Below are 20,456 nucleotides of genomic sequence, written 5' to 3' on the forward strand. Positions count from 1 at the left end.
AAAAACAAAAGAATGATAAGAGGTGTGAGGATGAATTATCAAGTTGTAATCCCTGTACTGATCTCCTTTGTGATCAGTGTGATCTTGGGACCGATCATCATCCCGTTTCTGAGAAAACTCAAGATGGGACAGACAGAACGTGTGGAAGGTGTGCAGTCGCACCTGAAGAAAGCGGGTACCCCTACCATGGGAGGTATCATTTTTCTGATAGCTACTGTTGTAACATCCCTGTTCTACGTAAAAGATTACCCGAAGGTGATCCCGGTAGTGTTTCTGACACTGGGATTTGGTATCATCGGATTTCTGGATGACTACCTCAAGGTAGTTCTGAGACGTTCTGACGGTCTTCTTCCATGGCAGAAATTTTCTCTGCAGGTGGTCGTAACCGCAGTGTTTACTTATTACCTTGTAAACTATACAGACGTAAACCTGTCAATGCGTATTCCGTTCTGGACCGATCATTATCTGAATATCGGATGGCTGGCGATCCCGGTACTTTTCTTTGCCGTGATCGGAACGGTAAACGGTGTAAACTTTACCGACGGTCTGGACGGACTGGCATCCAGCGTGACACTGATCGTTGCAGTATTCTTTACTGTTGTTTCTATCGGAACAAAGAGTGGAATTGAGCCGATCACCTGTGCAGTTGTGGGTGGACTGATGGGATTTTTACTGTTCAATGTATATCCGGCGAAGGTGTTCATGGGAGATACAGGATCTCTGGCACTCGGAGGATTTGTTGCAGGAGCTGCATACATGATGCAGATGCCATTGTTTATCCTTCTGGTAGGACTGATCTATCTGGTAGAGGTACTGTCCGTTATCATCCAGGTAACTTACTTCAAGAAAACACATGGAAAACGTATTTTTAAGATGGCACCGATCCACCATCATTTTGAATTATGTGGATGGTCAGAAACAAGAGTTGTAGCCGTATTTTCTATCATAACAGCAGTTATGTGTCTGATTGCACTTCTCGCTCTGTGATCCGCATAACGACAGTTTGCAGGAGGAAACAAAAATGAATTTACAGGGAAAAAGAGTACTTGTCTTTGGAACAGGCAAAAGCGGCATCGGAGCTGCAGATCTTCTGGAAGAGACAGGAGCTCATGTGATCCTTTTTGACGGAAACGAAAAAACAGACAAGGATGCGGTTCTGACGAAAGTATCTCACGCAGAGGATGCCTCTGTTTATGCCGGTGAGCTTCCTAAGGAAGTTCTGGAAAGTCTTGATCTGGTTATACTGAGCCCGGGAGTACCGACAGATATTCCGATCGTGAAGAAATTTTATGAGATGGGACTTCCGGTATGGGGAGAAGTAGAACTGGCTTACCGTACCAGCAAGGGAAGGGTACTCGCAATCACCGGAACAAATGGCAAAACAACCACAACAGCCCTTCTTGGCAAGATCATGAGTGATGCAGAGGACTCTGTCTTTGTAGTGGGAAACATTGGAACTCCATACACTTCCAAAGCACTGGAAATGAAAGAGAATTCCACAACAGTAGCGGAGATCAGCAGTTTCCAGCTGGAGACGATCGAAGAATTTGCACCACAGGTCAGTGCGATCCTCAACATCACAGAGGACCATCTGAACCGTCACCATACAATGGAGGAATATATCCGCGTCAAGGAACTTATCGTCAAAAACCAGAAACCAGAGAACTACTGTGTCCTGAATTATGAGGATCCGGTACTTCGCGAATTTGGCCAGCATATCGTTCCGAAGACTGTTTATTTCTCAAGCGTAAGGAAACTTGACGAGGGAATTTATCTGGACGGAGATCTGATCGTACTCAAGACCGCAGAAGCGGAGATTCCGTTCGTACATACAGGAGAACTGAAACTTCTGGGACAGCATAACTTTGAGAATGTGATGGCAGCAGTTGCAATGGCATACTATGCAGGCGTGTCTGTAGAGAGTATCCGTAAGAGCATCTGTGAGTTTACAGCAGTAGAACACAGAATTGAATATGTCACAGAGAAAAATGGTGTCGCTTATTACAACGATTCCAAGGGAACCAACCCGGATGCTGCGATCAAGGGCATCCAGGCGATGAACCGTCCGACCCTTCTGATCGGCGGCGGTTATGACAAAGGCTCCAGCTACGATGAATGGCTGAATGCTTTTGACGGCAAAGTGCGTTATCTTGTACTGATCGGACAGACAAGAGAGAAGATCAAAGAAGCGGCAGAGCGTCTTGGCGTATGCCCGAACATTGTTCTCTGCGAGGACCTCAAGGAAGCAGTAGAGTTCTGTGCACAGAAAGCGGAAGCAGGAGATGCAGTCCTTCTTTCACCTGCATGTGCAAGCTGGGGACAGTTTGACAATTATGAGCAGCGAGGAGATATGTTCAAAGAATACGTAAAGGCTCTTTGATTTTTGGGATTTTTCACAACACTATATAATATAGAAGAAACAGGAAAGTCAGATTTGAACAAAAAGTTCAGATCTGGCTTTTGTATTGTGTGGATTTTGTGGACAGAACAGAGAATCACAGAAAAAAGTTTTTGACATATAATAAAAGTAAGATGCCCTTTGGGAGTGAACCGATTGGATAAAATTCACATAGCAGGGGGAACACCCCTCCATGGAACCATCCGTATCCAGGGCTCCAAAAACGCTGCCCTTCCAATGATGGCGGCGGCACTTCTTTATCCGGGGGTCAGTATACTCAGAAACTGTCCGAAAATCGCAGATGTATTCTGCATGGAAGAAATCCTCTGTGCACTTGGTGCAGATACCTGGTGGCAGGAACATGACCTTTACCTGGACTGCACAAAAGCGGATAAAACGGAGATATCAGGGATTTACACAGAAAAAATGAGGTCTTCAGTCATACTTCTGGGTGTATTGCTTGGAAGATATGGGAAGGCATCCATGGGGTATCCCGGCGGCTGTGTGATTGGAAAAAGACCGGTGGATCTTCATCTGTATGCGTTGCGGGAATTCGGTGTATGTATAGAAGAAAAGAAAGAGTTTCTGGAAGCAGAATGCCGGAAGCTGAAAGGCTGCGAGATCTTTTTTGCAGGGAGTAGTGTAGGTGCGACAGAACAGGCGGTTCTGACCGCTGCTTCGGCAGAGGGAAAAACAAGAATCCATAACTGTGCAAAAGAGCCCGAAATTATCTGGCTCTGCAGATTCCTGAAAAGAATGGGAATAAAGATCCAGGGAGAAGGAACAGAAAAAATCCTGGTTGAAGGCGGCGCACCGGTGAAGGGCGGAGATATGCAGGTTCCACCTGACCGGATCGTGGCAGGAACCTATCTGTGTGCTTCCGCAGCCACCAGAGGAAAGATTGAGATTGAGAATCCTCCGGAGGGAGAGCTTACAGCTTTCCTCGAAGTATATCGCAAAATGGGTGGACAATATGAATGGAACAGTGGTAAACTAGTAGCGGACAGCCGCCGGGTGCGTTTTCCTGTCCCTCTGACAGAGACCGCTGTATATCCGGGATTTCCTACAGATCTGCAGTCGCCTCTGATGGCAGTGTTTGCGACGATTCCGGGAGAGAGCCGCATACAGGAATCTGTTTTTGAAGACCGTTTCAAAATAGCAGAAGAACTTAACCGGATGGGTGCAGAGATAAAGATACAGGGGAAGAAAGCATGGATCCGCGGAAGTTTTTGCCTTAAAGGCACCAAGGTACGTGCACAGGAACTCCGAGGGGGAGCGGCACTTGTAATTGCGGCACTTGCGGCAAAGGGTGAGTCCATTGTAGAAGGATATTCATTTATCCGCCGGGGTTACGAGGATATAAGCCAGGATATTTCAAGGCTTGGCGGCAAAATCAAGAAGGATACAGGAACTACGATATATGAAGACATCCAGCAATATTAGTACACGAAAACTGGTTATAGGCAGTGTGGCTGTTGTGGTTTTGGCTGCCGCTGTTTTTTTCTTTACTTTTTTTCAAGTAAAAACAGTAGAAGTTATAGGAAATGACCATTATACAGAGGATGAACTGAAAGAAAAAATCCTTAAAGGCTCAATGACATCCAATGCCATTCTTGCACCGCTGTTTTATTCCAAGAATGCGGCAGAAGAACTTCCGTATATTGAGAGTTTTAATGTCAGACGTTCCGGCAGGAACAAACTGATCATCAGCGTCAAAGAAAAAAGCGTTGTAGGATGCATTCCTTATCTGGACAGCTATGTTTACTTTGACAGTAATGGATATTTTGTGGAGGGCAGCAAGACAAGAGATACGAAAGTTGCCTTTTTTGACGGCATCCAGCCGAAGAAGGTCGTGATGGAGGAGAAACTTCCCATCAAGGAGACGGTTCTGAATACAGCAGTTGCCCTTTCTACGATCTTTGCCAAGAATGATATGGTTCCGGATCATATTATGTTTGATGACAGCTATGAAATCAGCCTTCTGTATGGCGATATCACTGTACAGCTTGGAAAGGATGAATATCTGGAGGACAAAATGACCAGGGCAATCGCCATTCTTCCGCAGCTTGAGGGACAGAAGGGGATTCTGCACATGGAAAATATTTCCCGTAATTCAAAGACTGTGACATTTGAGGCAGAGGAAGTGGAGATCACAGCCGAGAACTGGAATGGCGGCTACGACGAGAATGGTGACTATACCGGCGATGGCGAATATGATGAAAATGGCGATTATGTAGGACCAAAACCGGCAACAGCACTGGACACTGCAACTGAGAGATGGGTAGGCGGCTACGATGAAGAAGGCGACTATACCGGCAGTGGTGAGTATGATGCTGATCTGAATTATGTCGGCCCTGCACCGACACAGGAACTTCTGGACAGTTTTGGAGACTGGATCGGCGGTTATAACGAATCAGGAGGATTTGACGGAGTCGGTGAATACGATGCCGATGGAAATTATGTAGGAGCAAATCCGAATACATCTGATGATACAGAAAACACATCAGACACTTCCGGGGAGGAAGATTCTTACGATGAAAGCACCGAAAGTGACCAGGAATACGACTCTGAGAGCGATTATTCGGACGAAGAAGAGGGCTATTACGATGAAGAAGGATAACTCTTTGATGGCGAAGAATCGTGAAAAAAGTATAAAAAAACAAAAATAGTAGTTGATTAATTCAAGAAAAAAATATATGATATATCTATATGTAGCTTGATATGACAATATCAGGAAGATAAAAGGAGGAAGTACATTGTTAGAGATTATGTCAAATGAGGCCGAGTCTTCAGCCAAGATTATTGTAATCGGCGTAGGCGGAGCTGGAAATAATGCAGTAAACAGAATGGTGGAAGAGGCTATCGGAGGAGTAGAGTTTGTTGGTGTAAATACTGATAAACAGGCCCTGACACTTTGCAAAGCTCCAACAGTACTTCAGATTGGTGAAAAGATTACGAAGGGCCTTGGCGCCGGCGCACAGCCGGAAGTTGGCCAGAAGGCTGCTGAGGAGAGCATAGAAGAAGTTAAACAGTTAATGGAAGGCGCAGACATGGTATTTGTTACCTGTGGTATGGGCGGCGGCACTGGTACAGGTGCAGCACCGGTCATCGCAGCAGCAGCCAAGGAAATGGGAATCCTGACCGTCGGCGTTGTTACGAAGCCTTTCCGTTTCGAAGCAAAAACACGTATGAACAATGCTCTGTCCGGAATCGAAAATCTGAAGAAAGCTGTTGATACACTGATCGTCATTCCGAATGACAAGCTGTTAGAGATCGTAGATCGCCGTACAACCATGCCGGAAGCTCTCCGCAAAGCAGATGAAGTTCTCCAGCAGGCAGTACAGGGCATCACAGACCTGATCAACCTCCCGGCTCTTATCAACCTGGACTTCGCAGATGTTCAGACTGTTATGAGAGACAAGGGAATCGCTCATATCGGAATCGGAGAAGCAAGAGGAGACGACAAAGCGATGGAGGCAGTACAGCAGGCGGTATCCTCCCCGCTTCTGGAGACAACCATCAAGGGTGCAACTCATGTGATCATCAATATTTCTGGAGATATCTCTCTCATGGATGCAAACGACGCAGCAAGCTACGTACAGGAGCTCACAGGAGAGGATTCCAATATCATCTTTGGTGCTATGTACGATGACTCCGTTGCAGATTACGCAAGAATCACAGTGATCGCAACAGGACTTTCCGATCTGGAAGCAAAATCCACACCGTTTGGAAACAGGAGCAGTGCATCACCGTTCAGTGTCCGCAAACCTGCAGCAGCATCAACAACAACTGCCCAGTCACAGCCGACAATGAGCATGCCAAGCTTCAACCTGCCGAACATGCAGTCAGCTCCGTCATTCAATACCAAGGTGCCGACAAGCACTGTTCAGAAGAAGGACATCCAGATCCCGGATTTCCTCAGAAATAGATAAGAATCAGAACATACAAAAGACGCTGTGTTTCCACAGCGTCTTGTTTTGTTTTTAGGAATGAGGGCAGTTAAGAGAAATCAGCATTTGCAGGAGAAGGTACTGCATTTTGTCTCGTTGCATCCTTCTGTGCTGCATCCGGAGACATCAATAGCGGAGGCGGTACATTTGCAGTGTTCGTTGTAGGTACATTCCTGGGCTTTGCAGTCGATGTTGATCTTTTCGCAGCCGCAGTGGTGAGCTTCACTGTTCATGGCAGCACCGGAAGCACTGCGTTCACGGAAACTTCCGCAGTTTGTTTCATCTGCATTGCGTGCACCTGCACCGGTAATCTCGATATCACCTCTGGAACAGAGTTCGTTTTCGTTGTACATACATTTGGTTGCAGAACATTTGAGAATTGTCATAGTTCGTTCCTCCATGATTGATTTTTTTTGCGGGACGTATGTCCGTATTCTAGTATTCGCAAAAAAAATTAAAATATACAAAAAAACTTCTTGACTTTCTCTGGAAGGAATAGTATATTGTTAAAGTACGTAAAGAAAACAAAGCAGAGTTTCACTCTCACCTCAGCACAGAGAGATTGTGTCTCAGGTTTATATGCAGAGATAGATAGCAGAATCTTCCTGGATTCTGGATATTGCATGGCATTTTGCCCATGCATCACTGGGTATAATAGAGTGTGGATTCTGTCCATGCTCTTTATTTTTTGAAGGGTGACTGAGAGTCAGGCATATCATTTATTCACAGGTATGGAGGTGTACTACAATTAGCAATTTAATGATTAACGAACAGATCAGAGACAGAGAGGTGCGTCTGATCGGACCGGACGGAGCACAGCTCGGAATCGTGTCAGCCAGAGAAGCAATGGCGAAGGCACAGGAAGCAGGACTTGACCTTGTAAAGATCGCACCACAGGCGAAACCACCGGTGTGCAAGATCATCGATTACGGTAAATACCGTTATGAGCTCTCCCGTAAGGAAAAAGAAGCTAAGAAGAAACAGAAGACGATCGACATCAAGGAAGTACGTCTTTCACCAAACATTGATACAAATGACTTAAAGACCAAGGTCAATGCAGCAAGAAAGTTCCTCTCCAAAGGTGACCGCGTAAAGGTTACACTTCGTTTCAGAGGAAGAGAGATGGCGCACATGGCAAGCAGCAGACACGTGCTCGACGATTTTGCAGAACTTCTCGCAGACGTTGCAACCGTAGAGAAAGCGCCTAAGATCGAAGGAAGAAGCATGACCATGTTTCTCAGCGAAAAGCGTTAAGCAGTTATCAGAACACTGTGCCATTGGTGCATGAACCTGGTAATGTGAAATAAAAAACAGAACCACGAATCAAGGAGGAAATAACAATGCCTAAGATTAAAACTTGTAGAGCAGCAGCAAAACGTTTCAAAAAGACCGGAACTGGAAAGATCATGAGAAATAAAGCTTATAAGAGCCATATCTTAACAAAGAAATCTCAGAAGAGAAAGAGAAACCTGAGAAAAGCTACTGTTGTTGATTCTACAAACCTGAAGAATATTAAGAAAGCTCTGCCATATTTATAATTAACAGGCAGCGGACGATATCAGAAGACAAACAGGAGGAAATATAAGAAATGGCAAGAATTAAAGGCGGATTAAACGCAAAAAAAAGACATAACCGTACATTAAAACTGGCAAAGGGCTACAGAGGAGCTCGTTCCAAACAGTATAGAGTAGCAAAACAGTCTGTTATGAGAGCACTTGCAAGCTCTTATGCAGGACGTAAACAGAAAAAACGTCAGTTCAGACAGCTCTGGATCGCTCGTATCAACGCAGCAGCCAGAATGAACGGACTTTCCTACAGCAAAATGATGCACGGACTCAAAGTAGCAAACGTTGACATCAACAGAAAAATGCTTGCAGAGCTCGCTGTAAACGATGCAGAGGGATTCGCAGCACTTGCTGAAATCGCTAAGAAAGCAGTAGCATAAGTTAATATGCCTGAAAAGACCGCAGAGTTTATAACTGCGGTCTTTTTTTGCGGCAGTTTCAGGGAGAGAGAAGATGAAGATCAAAGATAACAGGGTAAGATATTTTATTTATGCTGCATTTTTTATGTTGTTTGTATATTTGGGATATAAAGTCCCATACTGCCTTGATGAGTGGAAGTGGGGACTTCCTCAGAGAGTGGAACTGATGAAGAGAGGCTTTTCAGGATATAATGGAAGATATCTGGGAAATATTCTGGCATTGCTGATCACAAGGTCAGAAGTGGCAAAAACACTTGTAATATCCGTATGTATGGTGCTGATCGTATGGCTGATGGAAATGAGTGTGCGAAGAAAAACTTTTTCAGAAAAAGATAAGTCAGACCCGATTCTTCTTCTGAGCCTCATCTTATTGTTACTCGCTGTCCCGGCTTCCCTGTATGGGCAGAGCTATGGATGGCCGGCTGCTTTTGTTAATTACGAAGTTCCGGTGCCATTGTTTCTGGTCTATTTTATATGGACAGATGAGCTTTACAGAAATAAAGTGGAAAAATATTCATGGTTTCAAACTTTGGCAGTCATCCCACTGGGAATATGTGTCCAGCTATTCAGCGAAAATATAACGATCATTGTTGTTGCATATGCAGTATGGATGATGATTTACACTGGTGTCAGATACAGAAAGATTTATTTGATAGAAGTGAATTATCTGTGGTCCGCAATTCTGGGGGCGGTGGTCATGTTTTCTAATTCGGCATATTCCAGTGCGGCAGTGCATAATGGAAAAACCTATAAAAGCATTGATATGAGTGCAGGAGTACTGCTCCAGAGGTTTGTTGTCAGGATATGGACAAACCTGGTTCTGAATAACTGGGTACTGACAGTGATACTTGCAGTTTTGCTGACTGCTCTGATCCTGAAAAAAAGAAAACAAAGTTTTGCAGCAGCAGAGATGCTGGTCGTTTTCTGGGGGTACAGTGTGTACAGTATTTTTCACAGAATTTGTCCAGAGTGGACATTTGATGGAAACCAGGCGGTGGACAGAGGGATTATGGCACTTCTTTCCATGCTGTTTTTTATAAATGTGCTTCTGTGTATCTGGATGTTTACAGAAAAAGAAGAACGAATTTCGATCTGTATTACATATCTCGGATCTCTGGCTTTTGCAGCACCGCTTATTGCGGCAGATCCGATCGGTCCGAGATGCTTTTATATTTCTTATGTATTTGAAGTGCTGACGACAGCAAAAATTCTTCAATATTTTTTGAAAAACAGAGGAGAAATACAGGTTTTTTATCCGGCACTGATCCTTGCAGTAACAGTTTGTATTTCAGCCGTATTTTATGTGAGAATTTTTATGATAATAGGGAAGTACAGTGATTACAGAGCAGAGCTGATCGAAGAGGCAGTCGAACAGAATGCAGAGGAACTGACACTTCCGGTCATGCCATTCAGTGATTATACAGGATATACGGAACCGATAGATGAGATCTGGAACGAAAAATTCAAGGAGTTTTATCATATTCCGGAGAATATGACAGTCAGATTTGAATAGAATGTCCGCGATACAAGGACACATATCCTTGTTAAATAAACAAATTCTTAAATAAATCTAAAATTTTCCCTTGCAATCAGCTATAGCCAATGCTATAATCAAAAACATTAAAGCTTTAGCGAATGAAAGTGCGCGGGCTAAAGATTAAAGGAGGAGCTTTATTATGAAAACATGGAAGAAAGCACTTAGTTTAACAGCAGCAGTAGCAATGACAGCAACAATGATGCCTGTATCTGCATTTGCAGCAGACGACGAGACTTTCAAGATCGGTGTTATCGGACCGATGACAGGTGACAACGCACAGTATGGTCTTGGTGTATACCATGCAGCACAGGTTGCAGCAGAAGAGATCAATGCTAACGGCGGATTCAACGGATACAACGTAGAGATCCTTGACGCTGGTGATGACCAGGCTGACCCGGAGAAGGCTGTAAACGCATACAACGACCTTCTGGACAAAGGAATGCAGATGCTTTGTGGTACCGTTACATCCGGTTCCTGTATCGCTGTAGGTGCAGAGGCAGCAGAGGATACATTCCTGTTCACACCATCAGCAACAGCAGTAGACAGCATCACATCCGGATCCAATGAATTCCGTATGTGTTTCACAGACCCGGCACAGGGAACCAAATCCGCACAGTACATCGGAGAGCATGCACTTGCTACAAAGGTAGCTATTCTCTATGATTCATCCGCAGACTACAACTCCGGTATCAACGATGCATTCGTTGCAGCAGCAGACGAGAACGGTCTTGAAGTTGTAGCTGACGAAGCATACACAGCAGACAGCAACACAGACTTCTCTGTACAGCTCAAGAAGATCAAAGACAGCGGCGCAGAGCTTCTGTTCCTTCCTAACTACTATGCAGACAACGCACTGATCCTTCAGCAGGCACATGACGCTGGTATGGACGACGTTAAGAAATTCGGTGTAGACGGTATGGACGGTATCCTTGGAGTAGAAAACTTCGATACATCCCTCGCAGAAGGCGTTATGCTTCTGACACCATTCTCTGCAACAGCAGAAGATGAAAAATCTCAGGCATTTGTTAAAGCATATGAAGCTGCAAACAAAGATGAAGTTCCGAACCAGTTCGCAGCAGATACATACGATGTACTCTATGCTATGAAAGCAGCAGCAGATGCAGCAGAGATCACACCGGATATGGAAAATGCAGACATCAGTGCAGCTATGTCTGAGGCAATGCTCAGTGTAGAACTTGACGGACTTACAGGTAAAGCAAAATGGACAGAAGATGGCGAATGTGACAAAGAGCCAAAAGCTTTCGAGATCCAGGACGGCGCTTACGTAGAAATGGACTAATAAGATACTATATTCAGAGGACGGGGGACGGTTGCCTGTTATCACAGGACTGTCCCCCCTTCTTGCACTAATAAGCCAATCAGTTAATAATTTAAAGAGGTGCATTATGAGCTTTTTATCATACTTAAAAGATGGAATCAGCCTGGGCAGTATCTATGCGATCATTGCCCTGGGGTACACAATGGTGTATGGTATTGCAAAAATGCTGAACTTCGCTCATGGTGATGTCATCATGGTCGGTGCATTTGTGATCCTTACCGCTGTTACCAAAGGAGGCATGTCTCCGGTGCTGGCTATCGTACTTTCTGTAATCTTCTGTACCGTTCTTGGTATGGTGATCGAGAAAGTCGCATACAGCCCGCTTCGTAAGGCGTCTTCCAACCTTGCAGTACTGATCACCGCGATCGGTGTCAGCTATCTGCTTCAGAACCTGGCACTTTTGATCTTCGGAGCAGATGCCAAGAGTTTCGTAACTGTTATCGATGTGCCGTCCGTGTCTTTATTTGACGGACAGCTTGTGATCAAAGGAATAACCATTGTAACGATCCTTACCTGTATCGTGATCATGGTCGGTCTGATGCTTTTTGTTCAGAAGACAAAACCGGGACGTGCGATGCAGGCAGTATCTGAGGACCGCGACGCCGCACAGCTCATGGGTGTCAATGTCAATGCGACAATCTCCATGACATTTGCGATCGGTTCCGGACTTGCAGCGATCGCAGGACTTCTTCTCTGCCAGACTTACCCGACACTGACTCCATATACAGGAGCAATGCCTGGTATCAAAGCTTTCGTTGCAGCCGTATTCGGTGGTATCGGATCCATTCCGGGAGCCATGGTCGGAGGAATCCTCCTTGGCGTGATCGAGATCTTTGGTAAAGCATATATTTCTTCGCAGGTTGCAGATGCTATCTGTTTCGGCGTCCTGATCGTAGTGCTTCTTGTAAAACCTACCGGACTGTTCGGCAAGAACATCCAGGAGAAAGTATAAGGGGTGGTCAGAATGAAGAAAACAATGAACAAAACAGTAAAAAACAATATGATCAACTATGGGATCGTGATCGCACTTTTTGTGATCGTACAGATCCTTTCCGGTACAGGACATCTGTCCAGACTTCTTACAGGTCTTCTGGTTCCGCTGTGTGTTTATGTGATCGCAGCGATCTCCCTGAACCTGGTAGTAGGTTTTTCCGGTGAGCTGAGCCTTGGTCATGCAGGATTCATGTGTGTCGGCGCGTATTCCAGTGCATTATTTTCACATATCGCAAGCGATATCCCGCAGGTTCCGAGATTTATCCTGGCGATCCTGATCGGCGCAGCAGTAGCAGCCGTGTTTGGTGTGATTATCGGTATCCCGGTACTTCGACTTCGTGGTGACTACCTTGCGATCGTAACCCTGGCATTCGGTGAGATCATCAAGAACCTGATCAACATCCTGTATATCGGTTTTGACGAAAAAGGACTTCACGTAGCAACAAGTGCCGCAAGTCTCAAACTGGAAGCAGGCGGCAAACAGATCCTCAAAGGTGCGCTTGGTATCTCCGGAACAGGTGCTCTTTACAAAGATGTCAAACATTACTTTTTCCCGATCGGAATCTTTCTGGTCCTTCTTACACTGTTCATCGTACAGAACCTTGTAAACTCCAGAAGCGGACGTGCTATCATGGCAACCAGAGATAACCGTATCGCAGCAGAATCCGTAGGTATCGATGTTACCAAGTTCAAACTTCTTGCATTCACGATCTCCGCAGCCCTCGCAGGTGTTGCAGGTGTTCTCTATGCACACAACCTTTCCATGTTAAAGGTATCCGGATTTGACTACAACATGTCTATCCTGATCCTGGTATATGTCGTACTTGGTGGAATCGGAAACCTGAGAGGTTCCATGATCGCAGCGATCATCCTCTATGCACTTCCGGAACTTCTCCGTGGATTTGCAAACTATCGTATGCTCATCTATGCGATCGTCCTGATCGTTATGATGCTCTTTAACTGGGCACCGGCAGCAAGAAACTGGAGAGCACGCGTAATGGAAAAGATCAAAGGCACTAAGAACAAAAAGGAGGCAGCTTAACTATGGCAATGTTGGAAGTAAATCATCTGGCTATCCAGTTCGGCGGTCTTCGCGCAGTTGACGGATTCAATGTATCAATCGAAAAAGGTCAGCTCTACGGACTGATCGGACCGAACGGTGCCGGCAAAACAACAATCTTCAACCTTCTCACAGGTGTATACAAACCGACCGAGGGTATCATCAAACTGGACGGACAGGATATCACAGGTAAGAGCACGATCGAGATCAACAAAGCAGGTATCGCGCGAACATTCCAGAACATCCGTCTGTTCAAGGATATGCCGGTTCTTGACAACGTCAAGGTCGGACTTCACAATCATCATTCTTATTCTACCCTGACCGGAATCTTAAGACTTCCGAAATATCACAAAGTAGAAAAAGAAATGAATGAAAAAGCAATGGAGATCCTCAAGGTATTCGACCTCGACAAAGAAGCAGATACCCTTGCAGGAAACCTTCCATATGGTAAACAGCGTAAACTCGAGATCGCCAGAGCACTGGCAACCGATCCGAAGCTTCTTCTTCTGGATGAGCCGGCTGCAGGTATGAACCCGAATGAAACACAGGAACTGATGGATACCATCCGTTTCGTACAGAAACATTTTGATATGACCACTCTTCTGATCGAGCATGATATGAAACTGGTCGGCGGTATCTGTGAAGAAGTAACCGTACTGAACTTCGGACAGGTGCTTGCACAGGGCGAGACTCTGAAGGTTCTGAAAGATCCGGCAGTAGTCACTGCATATCTGGGAGAATAAGGAGGAAAATCAAATGTCAATGTTGGAAGTAAAAGATCTCCAGGTTTATTATGGTGTTATCCAGGCATTGAAGGGAATTTCCTTTCATGTAGACCAGGGAGAAGTTATCGCACTGATCGGCGCGAACGGTGCCGGTAAGACGACCACACTGCAGACACTGACCGGAATCATCCCGGCAAAAGCAGGAAGTATCATGTTTGGCGGCAAAGACCTCACAAAGACACCTGCACACAAGATCGTCGAGATGGGTATGGCACATGTACCGGAAGGAAGACGTGTATTTGCAGACATGTCTGTATACGAAAATCTTCTGATGGGTGCTTACACAAGAAAAGACAAAAACGAGATCGCACAGAGCCTCGAGATGGTTTACAAGAGATTTCCGCGTCTGAAAGAACGTACAGGACAGCGTGCCGGTACACTTTCCGGTGGTGAGCAGCAGATGCTTGCAATGGGACGTGCTCTGATGAGTAAACCGAGCATCATCCTGATGGATGAGCCGTCTATGGGGCTTTCCCCGATCTTTGTAAATGAGATCTTTGATATTATCAAAGAAGTAAGTGAAAGCGGCACAACCGTTCTCCTCGTTGAGCAGAACGCAAAGAAAGCCCTTTCTATCGCTGACAGAGCGTATGTCCTTGAGACAGGAAGCATTACTCTGGAAGGCAAAGCAGATGATCTGCTTCATGATGAATCTGTCCAGAAAGCATATCTGGGAGAATAAGGAGGAATCAATAATGGATCAGGTTGTAATCACAATTGCAAGACAGTATGGAAGCGGCGGACGTACCGTCGGCAAAATGCTGGCAGAGCGTCTGGGGATTTCTTTCTATGACAAGCAGATCATTCAGATGGCATCTGATGAGAGTGGAATTGACGTAAAACTTTTCGGCAAAGTAGAAGCGGGAGATAAAGTCAAGACTTCTCTTTTTGGCAGCAAGGACAGCATCTACAAGGGAGACCTGCACCAGCCAGGTAGCAAGGATTTCATCTCCGATGAGAATCTTTTTAACTACCAGGCTAAAGTAGTCAACGACCTTGCAGAAAAAGAATCCTACGTGATCGTAGGACGCTGTGTAAACTATGTATTCAAGGATCGTCCGAATACCTTGCGTGTATTCATCCATGCACCATGGGAGTTCCGTGTAGAGCAGGCTTCTGAGAAGATCTCCGGATCAAGAGAAGATGTGGAGAAATTCCTTCTCAAGGATGACAAGCGCAAACAGGACTACTACCATAAATTTGCAGGCGGTGTCTGGAACGATGCGACAAATTACGACCTTTGCCTGAACAGCGGCAAACTCGGATTTGAGAAATGCGTTGATGCGATCGAAGCACAGTTAAAGATCATGCTTGGAAAATAAAAGCCAGTTGGGGGCGGTGTTTTTAAAACACCGTCCCCGTTCTTTTTTTATGCTTTCATGCATATATTGAAGGGAGTACAGGGCAGGCAGGGTAGATATGAGAAAATTTTTTTCAGGGATAGTTGTTGTACTTCTATTGCTCATGGGAACTGTCTGGTCTGCAGGAAAAGAACCGGAGGCTGTACAGACGATCGGAAATAAGGCAGCCAGGCTTGTTGCAGGAGAGGGGATGATCCGGCTGATGGAACAGGAACTTATGGAGCAGAGCCAGGCACATCCTGAAGTAGCACTGACCTTTGATGACGGTCCAAGTCCGAAATATACACCGCTTCTTCTGGATGGACTGAAAGAGAGAAATGTCCGGGCAACTTTTTTTCTTCTGGGCCAAAATGTGAAGGAGAATCAGGAACTGGTGCAGAGGATGCAGGCGGAAGGACATCTTCTGGGAAATCATACGTATAATCACGTACAGCTCAACAAGATCCCGGAGACTACAGCCCGGCAGGAGATACTCAAAACAAACAATGAGATCTATGAGGCGACAGGAAAGTATCCGGAATACATGCGTCCTCCTTATGGAGCCTGGAAGAAAAACATGGAGCTCTGCGTCGAGATGCTGCCTGTATTCTGGGATATTGACACACTTGACTGGAAAAGCCAGAATGTGGATGCGATCCTCAAGGCAGCAGGAGAAGAACCGGAGGACGGTTCGATCATCCTTATGCACGACGAATATCAGACCAGCGTGGAGGCAGCCCTTCTCCTTATCGACCGGCTGAAAGAAAAAGGTTATGAGTTTGTGACAGTAGATGAACTGATCGTACCATGACCATATCGTGAAAGGTTTGTGTTACTGTTCACTCCGTTCACAGTAACAGGTTTGTCATTGCTTTTTCTGCTCAATTTCGTTATACTGATATATAATGAGTTTATCAATTCAGCAGAAAAAGGAGTAAAAAATGGACAGATTTTTCAGTATGGATAATAAGTTTTTTACATTTATGGGAAAGGTCGCAGATTTATTTATTTTGAATATCCTATGTCTGATCTGCTGCATCCCGATCGTGACAGCGGGGGCATCGATCACAGCGATGTTTTATGTGACCATGAAGATGGTAAAGAACGAAGAGTCCTACATAATCAAGAGCTTTTTTAAATCTTTCAAACAGAATTTCAAACAGGCAACGGTGATCAACCTGATCATGCTTGTGCTGGCAGTGATCCTTTATGTGGATATGAGCATCGTAAAGCAGATGGGACAGCCGCTTGGACAGATCATGAATATTATTTTCCTTGCATTCAGCGTTCTGTATGTGATGGTATTCCTGTATATTTATCCAGTTCTGGCGAAATTTTATAATTCTACCAGAAATACGTTTATCAATGCGGTGCTGATGTCTGTTCGTCATCTTCCGTATACGGTCCTGATGGCAGTGATCTGTGCATGTCCGGTACTTCTGGTATCTTTTGCACCGACATTTAAAGTACAGGCAACGATCATCCTGATCTGTCTAGTGATCGGCGGGGCAGTGGTTGCATACTGCAACTCATTTTTCCTGGTAAAGATCTTTGAGAATTATATTCCGGAAGGCGCAGAGGACGGAGGAAAGGCAGAATGAGAAACTGGAATGGTAAACCGTACCATTCACTTGACTATATGCTGAGAGAGACCTTTGGCGAAAAGGTATACAAGGTGACGCTGAACGGCGGTATGTCCTGTCCGAACCGTGACGGGAAACTCGGAAGCCGAGGCTGTATTTTCTGCAGTGAGGGCGGAAGCGGTGATTTTGCGGCAGATGCGGCACTGACGATCACAGAGCAGATCGACAGCCAGATCGCTGTTTTGTCCGCGAAACGCCCGATCCATAAATATATTGCTTATTTTCAGGCATATACCAATACCTATGCCCCGGTGGAATATCTCAGGAAGATTTTTACAGAAGCGATTCATCATCCGTCTGTGGTGGCACTGTCAATCGGGACAAGACCGGACTGTCTGGGAGAAGATGTTCTGGATCTTCTTACGGAACTGAACCAGATCAAGCCGGTATGGATCGAACTTGGGCTTCAGACGATCCACGAGCGGACGGCCGCATATATCCGGAGAGGATATCCTCTTTCGGTATTTGAGACAGCGGTGAGAAATCTTCGGGAACGTGGGATCGAAGTGATCGTTCACACGATCCTGGGGCTTCCGGGGGAATCCGAGGAGGACATTCTCGCTACCATGGAATATTTGAACCACAGAGACATACAGGGAATCAAACTTCAGCTTCTTCATGTGCTTAAGGGCACCGATCTTGCACAGGAATATCTGGAGGGCAAATTCCACGTATACGAAAGAGAAGAATATCTGAATCTGCTGATCCGGTGCATCGAGCATCTGGATCCGGAGATCGTCATACACAGGATGACAGGAGACGGACCGAAGGAACTTTTACTTGCTCCGCTATGGACAGGCAGGAAGAGAGAAGTCCTGAATCTTCTGCATCATCAGATGAAGGTATGTGACAGTTGGCAGGGGAAGCAGTATAATTTTGACCAAGTTACTGTGAATGGAGTGAACAGTAATAAGCAGTTTCACACCCTGTCAGAATAAGAAAGAGGTGACTCAAATGGCAGATCCATTTACAACGTATAAGCTGATCGTATTATATATGGCGAAGCACGCGACACAGGCACTGACAAATTCACAGATTTCAGAGTTTATCCTGGACCGGGAATATACCGATTATTTCCAGCTGCAGAAAGTACTGTCAGAGCTGACAGAGACAGAACTTCTCCACAAAAGGACGATCACGAACAGTTCTTACTATGAACTGACGGAAGAAGGACGCAAGACGCTTTCCTACTTCGAAAAAGATATCTCACAGGATATCAAGAATGAAGTCAAGGAATATCTGGAAAGTCGTGGCTGCAAAGTACAGGAGCGGATCCTGACCCCGGCTGACTATTATACGACCCCGCAGGGCGGATATGCCGTCCGCTGCCAGATCATAGAGAAGGATTCCTCTACGATCATGGATCTGAGCATGGCTGCACCGAACAAAGAAGCCGCCCAGGAGATCTGTCGGAGCTGGGCAGCGAAGTCACAGGATATATATGAAATGTTGATGGGAGAGTTGATCTCATAAAATAAGAGGGTGGAGCCGTTAAGCTTCACCCTTTATATGTTTCATATATTCGTTGAGAGTTTTCTCATATCCAAGATCCCCTGGTTCATAGAACTTCTCGCCCTCGATCTCCGATGGCAGATACTGCTGATTCACATAATGATTTGGATAATCATGCGCATATTTATATCCGATCCCTTTACCAAGCTTCTCATGCCCGCCATAATGTGCATCCTGCAGATGAACAGGAACCGTAGTCCTGGTCTTTTTGACAGAGTCCATGGCAGAAAAGATCGCGTTTACAGCGGCATTGCTCTTTGGTGCACATGCCATATAGGTGACTGCCTGTGAAAGAATGATCTGTGCTTCTGGCATGCCGACACGCTCAACTGCCTGGGCAGCAGCAACAGCCACACAGAGTGCTTGCGGATCTGCATTTCCGATGTCCTCAGAGGCAAGGATCATGATCCTGCGCGCAATAAACTTGATATCCTCCCCTGCGTAAAGCATCTTGGCAAGATAATAGACAGCCGCATCCGGATCGGAGCCACGCATACTTTTGATAAAAGCAGAAATGATATCATAATGATTATCCCCCTGCTTATCATACTGGACCACACGCTTCTGGATGCATTCAGAAGCGACATCAAGCGTCAGATGGATATAACCGTCATCACTCTTTGGAGTTGTCAGGATCCCGAGCTCCACGGCATTCAGTGCACTCCGCGCATCACCGCCGGCCATATCAGAAAGAAATTCAAGCGCGTCGTCATCGATCACAGCACCATAATTCCCCATTCCCTTATCACAGTCATTGACTGCACGCAGGATCAGCGTGCGGATATTCTCCTGACTCAGAGCCCTGAGCTCAAAAATAATAGAACGGGAGAGAAGAGCACCGTTGACCTCAAAATAAGGATTCTCCGTCGTTGCACCGATCAATATGATCGTTCCATCCTCCACAAACGGAAGAAGATAATCCTGCTGTCCTTTATTAAAACGATGGATCTCGTCGATGAACAGAATGGTCTTCTTACCATACATACCAAGCTGTTCCTGCGCTTCCTTTACGACCTGCTCCATATCCTTCTTGCCCGCAACCGTAGCATTGATCTGAGTAAAATTGGCACGGGTCGTATTCGCGATCACCTTAGCAAGCGTCGTCTTACCAGTCCCCGGAGGCCCATAAAAAATAACAGAAGTCAGCTTATCCGCCTTGATCGCACGATATAACAATTTATCCTTCCCCACAATATGCTCCTGCCCGACAACCTCATCCAGAGTAGTAGGACGAAGCCTGGAAGCCAGAGGCGACTCCCGGTCCAGAGTCTTAGATTTGGCATATTCAAATAAATCCATAACAATACTCCAATCTGAAAAATTCGTACATTTGTTCCCAGTATACCTGCTTTTCAAAGGAAATTCAACTATCCACACCGTTTTGTTATGAAAATCACAAAATCCCTTGCTTATCACAAGTTAAAGTGTTAAAATACTAATATGTGAAATATAACAGAATGTAAGATAAAGGAGCAGGAAAATGGGTAAAAAAATCAGGACGGAAGAGGTTGACCATCTTTTTGAGGCAATCCTTTGTTTGAAGAATAAAGAAGAATGCTATACCTTCTTCGAAGATGTATGCACGATCAACGAACTTCTTTCTCTTTCACAGCGTTTTGAGGTAGCTAAAATGTTAACTGACAAGCGCACATATCTGGACATCTCCGAAAAGACCGGGGCCTCAACCGCAACCATCAGCCGAGTAAACCGTTCCCTCAACTACGGAAACGACGGCTACGAAATGGTCTTCGAAAGAATGAAAGCCAAAGAAAATAAAACAGAAGAATAAATAAAAAACGGAGCCCGCAGGATCGAAGATCCTTACGGCTCCGTTTTTCTTCTCAATAATTTCCCCAACACTCAGGGCGACGCCGCAGGCACGCCCGTCCCCAGTCTAAAGCCGCGTGGCCAAGAA

Annotated in this window: 22 protein-coding genes; 20 read left to right on the plus strand and 2 right to left on the minus strand. The window is 45.5% G+C overall.

All coding sequences use genetic code 11. The features are described from left to right. Nucleotides 1–30: 30 nt before the first annotated feature. The 5 genes from mraY (at nt 31) to ftsZ (ending at nt 6,330) form a co-directional block, all read left to right on the plus strand. Nucleotides 31–987 (plus strand): phospho-N-acetylmuramoyl-pentapeptide-transferase, encoded by a 957-nt coding sequence (gene mraY / locus WMO75_RS02160; RefSeq protein ID WP_022215335.1) that lies wholly within the window; start codon nt 31–33, stop codon nt 985–987. A 34-nt stretch (nt 988–1,021) separates the two neighbouring features. Continuing rightward, nucleotides 1,022–2,380: a UDP-N-acetylmuramoyl-L-alanine--D-glutamate ligase gene (gene murD / locus WMO75_RS02165; RefSeq protein WP_022215334.1), complete on the plus strand. Its 1,359-nt coding sequence runs from the start codon at nt 1,022–1,024 to the stop codon at nt 2,378–2,380. A 165-nt stretch (nt 2,381–2,545) separates the two neighbouring features. Next, nucleotides 2,546–3,841 (plus strand): UDP-N-acetylglucosamine 1-carboxyvinyltransferase, encoded by a 1,296-nt coding sequence (gene murA, locus WMO75_RS02170; RefSeq protein WP_334296232.1) that lies wholly within the window; start codon nt 2,546–2,548, stop codon nt 3,839–3,841. Continuing rightward, nucleotides 3,819–5,018, plus strand: a complete 1,200-nt coding sequence (locus WMO75_RS02175; protein WP_022215332.1) for a cell division protein FtsQ/DivIB — start codon at nt 3,819–3,821, stop codon at nt 5,016–5,018. Before murA ends, WMO75_RS02175 begins: the two co-directional genes overlap by 23 nt. Nucleotides 5,019–5,166: 148 nt before the next feature. Continuing rightward, nucleotides 5,167–6,330, plus strand: coding sequence for a cell division protein FtsZ (gene ftsZ / locus WMO75_RS02180; RefSeq protein ID WP_118252128.1), 1,164 nt, complete (start codon nt 5,167–5,169; stop codon nt 6,328–6,330). Between the two features lie 77 nt (nt 6,331–6,407). On the opposite strand, the gene WMO75_RS02185 is transcribed toward ftsZ, so the two are convergent. After that, nucleotides 6,408–6,734 (minus strand): DUF1540 domain-containing protein, encoded by a 327-nt coding sequence (locus WMO75_RS02185; RefSeq protein WP_118252083.1) that lies wholly within the window; start codon nt 6,732–6,734, stop codon nt 6,408–6,410. Nucleotides 6,735–7,107: 373 nt separating this feature from the next. Here WMO75_RS02185 and infC point away from each other — a divergent pair, with 373 nt between their 5' ends. The 14 genes from infC to WMO75_RS02255 all read left to right on the plus strand — a co-directional run bounded on the left by infC (nt 7,108) and on the right by WMO75_RS02255 (nt 18,502). Further along, nucleotides 7,108–7,602: a translation initiation factor IF-3 gene (gene infC / locus WMO75_RS02190; RefSeq protein WP_022215329.1), complete on the plus strand. Its 495-nt coding sequence runs from the start codon at nt 7,108–7,110 to the stop codon at nt 7,600–7,602. Nucleotides 7,603–7,688: 86 nt separating this feature from the next. After that, nucleotides 7,689–7,886 (plus strand): 50S ribosomal protein L35, encoded by a 198-nt coding sequence (gene rpmI, locus WMO75_RS02195; RefSeq protein WP_015541985.1) that lies wholly within the window; start codon nt 7,689–7,691, stop codon nt 7,884–7,886. 50 nt (nt 7,887–7,936) lie between these two features. Further along, nucleotides 7,937–8,293 carry a 50S ribosomal protein L20 gene (rplT, locus tag WMO75_RS02200; RefSeq protein ID WP_015541986.1) on the plus strand — a complete coding sequence of 119 codons (357 nt, stop codon included), beginning with the start codon at nt 7,937–7,939 and terminating at the stop codon, nt 8,291–8,293. Nucleotides 8,294–8,366: 73 nt separating this feature from the next. Next, the gene (locus WMO75_RS02205) at nt 8,367–9,845 is read left to right on the plus strand and encodes a DUF6056 family protein (RefSeq protein ID WP_022213244.1); all 1,479 of its coding nucleotides are present in this window, start codon (nt 8,367–8,369) and stop codon (nt 9,843–9,845) included. Nucleotides 9,846–10,008: 163 nt separating this feature from the next. Next, a complete protein-coding gene (locus WMO75_RS02210) occupies nt 10,009–11,169 on the plus strand; it encodes an ABC transporter substrate-binding protein (RefSeq protein ID WP_022213245.1) in 1,161 nt (386 codons plus the stop codon). Between the two features lie 106 nt (nt 11,170–11,275). After that, nucleotides 11,276–12,160, plus strand: a complete 885-nt coding sequence (locus WMO75_RS02215) for a branched-chain amino acid ABC transporter permease (protein WP_022213246.1) — start codon at nt 11,276–11,278, stop codon at nt 12,158–12,160. 12 nt (nt 12,161–12,172) lie between these two features. Then, nucleotides 12,173–13,243 carry a branched-chain amino acid ABC transporter permease gene (locus WMO75_RS02220; protein WP_118252082.1) on the plus strand — a complete coding sequence of 357 codons (1,071 nt, stop codon included), beginning with the start codon at nt 12,173–12,175 and terminating at the stop codon, nt 13,241–13,243. A 2-nt stretch (nt 13,244–13,245) separates the two neighbouring features. Beyond that, the gene (locus WMO75_RS02225; RefSeq protein ID WP_022213248.1) at nt 13,246–14,004 is read left to right on the plus strand and encodes an ABC transporter ATP-binding protein; all 759 of its coding nucleotides are present in this window, start codon (nt 13,246–13,248) and stop codon (nt 14,002–14,004) included. 13 nt (nt 14,005–14,017) lie between these two features. After that, nucleotides 14,018–14,728 carry an ABC transporter ATP-binding protein gene (locus tag WMO75_RS02230; RefSeq protein WP_302699916.1) on the plus strand — a complete coding sequence of 237 codons (711 nt, stop codon included), beginning with the start codon at nt 14,018–14,020 and terminating at the stop codon, nt 14,726–14,728. Between the two features lie 13 nt (nt 14,729–14,741). Beyond that, a complete protein-coding gene (locus WMO75_RS02235) occupies nt 14,742–15,368 on the plus strand; it encodes a cytidylate kinase-like family protein (protein ID WP_118252080.1) in 627 nt (208 codons plus the stop codon). Between the two features lie 97 nt (nt 15,369–15,465). Then, on the plus strand, nt 15,466–16,197 hold the full coding sequence (locus WMO75_RS02240; RefSeq protein ID WP_349077527.1) for a polysaccharide deacetylase family protein: 732 nt from the start codon (nt 15,466–15,468) through the stop codon (nt 16,195–16,197). A 130-nt stretch (nt 16,198–16,327) separates the two neighbouring features. Then, the gene (locus WMO75_RS02245; protein ID WP_227222199.1) at nt 16,328–16,987 is read left to right on the plus strand and encodes a YesL family protein; all 660 of its coding nucleotides are present in this window, start codon (nt 16,328–16,330) and stop codon (nt 16,985–16,987) included. Further along, nucleotides 16,984–17,967 (plus strand): tRNA modification radical SAM protein MnmL/YtqA, encoded by a 984-nt coding sequence (gene mnmL, locus WMO75_RS02250; protein ID WP_022213253.1) that lies wholly within the window; start codon nt 16,984–16,986, stop codon nt 17,965–17,967. The genes WMO75_RS02245 and mnmL overlap by 4 nt, the downstream gene beginning before the upstream one ends. 16 nt (nt 17,968–17,983) lie before the next feature. Beyond that, on the plus strand, nt 17,984–18,502 hold the full coding sequence (locus WMO75_RS02255; protein WP_022213254.1) for a DUF4364 family protein: 519 nt from the start codon (nt 17,984–17,986) through the stop codon (nt 18,500–18,502). Between the two features lie 18 nt (nt 18,503–18,520). On the opposite strand, the gene WMO75_RS02260 is transcribed toward WMO75_RS02255, so the two are convergent. Further along, complete coding sequence (locus tag WMO75_RS02260; protein ID WP_022213255.1) at nt 18,521–19,840, minus strand: replication-associated recombination protein A; 1,320 nt, start codon at nt 19,838–19,840, stop codon at nt 18,521–18,523. Between the two features lie 181 nt (nt 19,841–20,021). On the opposite strand from WMO75_RS02260, the gene WMO75_RS02265 reads away from it, so the two are divergent. Next, nucleotides 20,022–20,330 (plus strand): YerC/YecD family TrpR-related protein, encoded by a 309-nt coding sequence (locus tag WMO75_RS02265; RefSeq protein ID WP_118252076.1) that lies wholly within the window; start codon nt 20,022–20,024, stop codon nt 20,328–20,330. Nucleotides 20,331–20,456: the final 126 nt, after the last annotated feature.

The organism is Blautia intestinihominis, from assembly GCF_040096655.1.
Classification (GTDB): Bacteria; Bacillota; Clostridia; order Lachnospirales; family Lachnospiraceae; genus Blautia_A; species Blautia_A intestinihominis.